Raw genomic sequence first — 4,014 nt, 5'->3', positions numbered from 1 at the left:
CCAGCTTCTGCACCGCGCTCGGTGTCACCACCTCGTCGCCCTCGCCCTGGATGATGATGCCCGACGACGGGCACGGGGCGAGGAAGCTGAAGTCGTACATGTTGGCCGGCGGGGCGATCGAGATGAAGCCTTTGATCTCGGGCCGGCGCATCAGTAGCTGCATGCCGATCCACGCCCCGAAGCTGACTCCCGCGACCCAGGTCGTCTCGGCCTCGGGATGGATTGACTGGACCCAGTCGAGCGCGCTCGCCGCGTCGCTCAGCTCGCCGATGCCATTGTCGAACAGCCCCTGGCTCTTGCCGACGCCGCGAAAATTGAACCGCAGCGTGGCGAACCCGCGCCGCACGAAGGTCTGGTAAAGCAGCTGTACGATCTTGTTGTTCATCGTGCCCCCGGCCTGCGGGTGCGAGTGGAGGATCAGCGCGACCGGCGCGCGCGGGCGCGGGCCAGGATTGAAACGGCCTTCGAGACGGCCTTCGGGGCCGGGAAAAATAACTTCGGGCATGGCGCTCGATATGCTGGAGGATAGAATGGATTGCCGCGCTATATAGACGTGGCAAGCCTGAGCGCAAACTGGCAGGACCGGCGGCGACATGACGACGCGCATCTATCTCGACCATGCCGCGACGACGCCCGTGCTGCCGGCGGCGCGAGCGGCGATGGCCGACGCGCTAGCGCGCTGGGCGAACCCGAGTTCGCCCCATGCCGACGGGCGCGCGGCGCGGGCGCTGCTGGAGGAGGCGAGGGCGGCGATCGCGGCGGCGCTCGGCTGGCCGCACGACATCATCCTGACCTCGGGCGCGAGCGAGGCGATCACGATCGCGGCGGCGCGGGCGAAGGTCGCCGGGCGGATCATCGGCGCGACCGAGCATGACGTCGTGCCCTTCGCGATGGGGTCGGGGGCGACCGTGCTGCCGGTCAATCAGGGCGGGATCATCGATCTCGACGCGCTCGAAGCCGCCTTGGCGCAGGGGCCAGCGCTACTGGCGATCCAACTCGTCAATAATGAAACCGGCGTGATCCAGCCGGCCGAGGCAATTTTGAAACGGGTCCGCGCCGCAGGCTCGCTATGGCTGGCCGATTGCGCGCAGGCGGCTGGCAAGATCGAGCTGCCGGATGCCGACTTCATCGCCGTGTCTGCGCACAAGCTGGGCGGGCCGCCGGGTGTCGGCGTGTTGCTGGTCCGCGACATCGCTGTGCTCGAGCCGAGCGGCGGGCAGGAGCGGGGCTATCGACGGGGCACTCAGGACGTGCCGGGCGCGGCCGCCTTCGCCGCCGCCTTGGAGAGCGGGGCATTTCGCGAAGCAATGCCGCGCCTCGCGCTTCTCCGCGAGCGCCTCTCCGACGGCATGCGCCACGCCGGCGCCATCGTCATCGCCGCCAACACCCCGCGCATCGCCACCATTGGCGCGGTCGCCTTGCCGGGGCTCGCCTCGGCCAGCCTGCTCGTCCAGCTTGATCTCGCCGGCTTCTCGGTCAGCGCCGGCAGCGCCTGCTCGTCCGGATCGCTCAAGCCGAGCCACGTCCTCGCCGCGATGGGCATCGCCCCCGACCTCACTACCTCGACCATCCGCATCAGCTTCGGCCCGCATACGAGCGACGCGGAAGTGGACGCCTTCCTCGCCGCCTTCCGCGCCATCGCCGAGCGGCGGCGCGCGGCATGATCTACCTCGATTATCAGGCGACCACCCCGCTCGCGCCCGAAGCGGTTGCCGCCATGACGCCATGGATCGCCGACCGCTTCACCAACCCGCACAGTCCGTCGCGCTGGGGGCGGGAGGCGGATGCCGCAATCGCGATCGCGCGGCGTCATGTGGAACGAGCGATCGGCGCGGGCGGCGGTAAGCTCGCCTTCACTTCGGGCGCCACCGAGGCGCTCAACTGGGCCATCAAAGGCACATTCGAGCGCTCCCCCCGGCGCAAGCTGGTCACCATCGCGACCGAACATGCGGCCGTGCTCGACACGGCGGAATGGCTCGCAGGGCAGGGGGTCGAGGTGATCCGCCTGCCGGTCGGGCGCGACGGCCTGGTCGATCTCGCTCAGGCCGAAGCGGCAATCGACGACAACACCGCGCTGGTTGCGGCGATGCTCGTCAATAACGAGATCGGCGTGATCCAGCCGATCGCCGAGCTGGCGCGCCTCGCCAAGGCCAACGGCGCGCTGATGCTGTGCGACGCAGTGCAGGGCCTCGGCCGCGTGGCCATTCCGCCCGGCCCCGACCTGATCGCCGTCTCCGCGCACAAGATTCACGGTCCCAAGGGCGTCGGCGCCTTATGGATGCGCGACGGGTGCGAACCGACGCCGCTACTCCACGGCGGTGGGCAGGAGCAGGGCCTACGCTCCGGCACCCTCTCACCCGCGCTGTGCGTCGGCTTCGGCGCAGCGGCCAAACTGGCGACCGAGCGGCGCGAGGCGGACGCCCAGCATATCGAAAACCTCTGGACCGCCGCCCGCAACGCGTTCGGCCCCGACTGGCAGCTCAACGGCAGCGCCGACGCCCGCTATCACGGCAACCTCAACCTGCGCCGCGACGGACTGGACGCCGCCCGCTTGCTGTCCGACTGCCGCGACATCGCTTTTTCGCTCGGTTCGGCCTGCGCCAGCGGATCGGGGCGGCCAAGCCACGTCCTGCGTGCCCTCGGCCTGTCCGATCGCCAGGCGCGCAGCTCGATCCGCCTCGGCTTCGGCCGCTACACCAGCGAGGCCGAATTGGTGACCGCCTGCGAGCACTTGCGCGCATCCGCCGATGCGCAGGCCAGGTTCGCCGCATGACCGAAGTCCGCTTCCTCCGCGCCGACGGCAGCCTCGACCGCACCGTAGAAGCGCCACCCGGCACCAACCTCCTCGACCTCGCCCAGCTCCACGATCAGCCGTTGGAAGGCGCGTGCGAGGGGCAGATGGCCTGTTCGACCTGCCACGTCATCGTCGCCGCCGACGATTTCGCACGCCTCCCTCGAGCGAGCGAGGAGGAGGACGACCTGCTCGACCTTGCCCCCGGCGTAGCCCGCACCTCGCGGCTGGCATGCCAGGTGGCAGTGCCGGACTGCGGGCTGACCGTGCGATTGCCGACGACGACCCACGACTGGCGGCGCAGCTAGCGCTTCCTTGAAGGCCGCACTCGCCCCGGCTAGGGCGTGGCGATGGCCGAGCCCTATTACATCACGACCGCGATCAGCTACCCCAACGGCGCGCCGCACATCGGTCACGCTTATGAAGCGATCGCCGCCGATACCATCGCCCGCTTCCAGCGCGCCCAGGGCCGCGACGTGCGCTTCCAGACCGGAACCGACGAGCATGGCCTGAAAATGGCCCAGGCAGCCAAGGCGGAAGGCCTCGAACCTCAGGTCTATGCCGACCAGATGTCATCCAAGTTCAAGGCGATGTGCGATGTTCTTGATGTCGGGTATGACCGCTTCATTCGTACCTCCGAACCCGCCCACCATCGCGCCAGCCAAGCGATCTGGTCGGCGATGGAAGCCAATGGCGACCTTTATCTCGGTCGCTACGAAGGCTGGTATTCGGTCCGCGACGAAGCCTTTTATGACGAGAGCGAACTGGTCGACGGGGAGGGGGGCAAGCGCTCGCCGCAGGGCACGCCGGTCGAGTGGACGGTCGAGGAAAGCTGGTTCTTCAAGCTCTCGGCCTATCAGCAGAAGTTGCTCGACCACTACGCCGCACACCCCGAGTATATCCAGCCCGACAGCCGCCGCAACGAAGTCCTTCGCTTCGTCGAGGGCGGGCTCAACGATCTGTCGATCTCGCGCACCAGTTTCGACTGGGGGGTCAAGGTGCCGGGCAGCCCCGATCATGTCATGTACGTCTGGCTCGACGCCCTGACCAACTATCTGACCGGGCTCGCTTATCCCGACGGCGGCGACCTGTTGGACCGCTACTGGCCGGCCAATGTCCATCTCATCGGCAAGGACATCGTCCGCTTCCACGCGGTCTACTGGCCGGCGTTCCTGATGTCGGCCGGTCTGCCCTTGCCCAAACAGATCTTCGGGCACGGGTTC

General features: G+C 68.4%; 5 protein-coding genes. 4 read left to right on the top strand and 1 reads right to left on the bottom strand.

The features are described 5' to 3' along the window. On the bottom strand, nt 1–505 hold a 505-nt coding region (locus RMN84_RS06580; protein ID WP_309611388.1), incomplete at its 3' end, for an alpha/beta hydrolase. Between the two features lie 88 nt (nt 506–593). On the opposite strand from RMN84_RS06580, the gene RMN84_RS06575 reads away from it, so the two are divergent. The 4 genes from RMN84_RS06575 to RMN84_RS06560 all read left to right on the top strand — a co-directional run. Further along, nucleotides 594–1,664 carry an aminotransferase class V-fold PLP-dependent enzyme gene (locus RMN84_RS06575; protein WP_309611387.1) on the top strand — a complete coding sequence of 357 codons (1,071 nt, stop codon included), beginning with the start codon at nt 594–596 and terminating at the stop codon, nt 1,662–1,664. Further along, the gene (locus RMN84_RS06570; protein ID WP_309611386.1) at nt 1,661–2,773 is read left to right on the top strand and encodes a cysteine desulfurase family protein; all 1,113 of its coding nucleotides are present in this window, start codon (nt 1,661–1,663) and stop codon (nt 2,771–2,773) included. The genes RMN84_RS06575 and RMN84_RS06570 overlap by 4 nt, the downstream gene beginning before the upstream one ends. Continuing rightward, nucleotides 2,770–3,099, top strand: a complete 330-nt coding sequence (locus tag RMN84_RS06565) for a 2Fe-2S iron-sulfur cluster-binding protein (RefSeq protein WP_309611385.1) — start codon at nt 2,770–2,772, stop codon at nt 3,097–3,099. Before RMN84_RS06570 ends, RMN84_RS06565 begins: the two co-directional genes overlap by 4 nt. 42 nt (nt 3,100–3,141) lie before the next feature. Further along, the coding region (locus tag RMN84_RS06560; protein WP_309611384.1) for a methionine--tRNA ligase at nt 3,142–4,014 on the top strand (873 nt) is incomplete at its 3' end.

This window comes from Sphingomonas sp., from assembly GCF_031380695.1.
In the GTDB taxonomy this organism is placed as follows: domain Bacteria; phylum Pseudomonadota; class Alphaproteobacteria; order Sphingomonadales; family Sphingomonadaceae; genus Sphingomicrobium.
This window is presented reverse-complemented; position numbering and strand designations above follow the sequence as displayed.

Excerpts from the sequence above, each read along its gene's own strand:
- RMN84_RS06570 (WP_309611386.1), top strand. The coding sequence starts at position 1,661 with ATGATCTACCTCGATTATCAGGCGACCACCCCGCTCGCGCCCGAAGCG.
- RMN84_RS06575 (WP_309611387.1), top strand. The coding sequence starts at position 594 with ATGACGACGCGCATCTATCTCGACCATGCCGCGACGACGCCCGTGCTG.
- RMN84_RS06565 (WP_309611385.1), top strand. The coding sequence starts at position 2,770 with ATGACCGAAGTCCGCTTCCTCCGCGCCGACGGCAGCCTCGACCGCACC.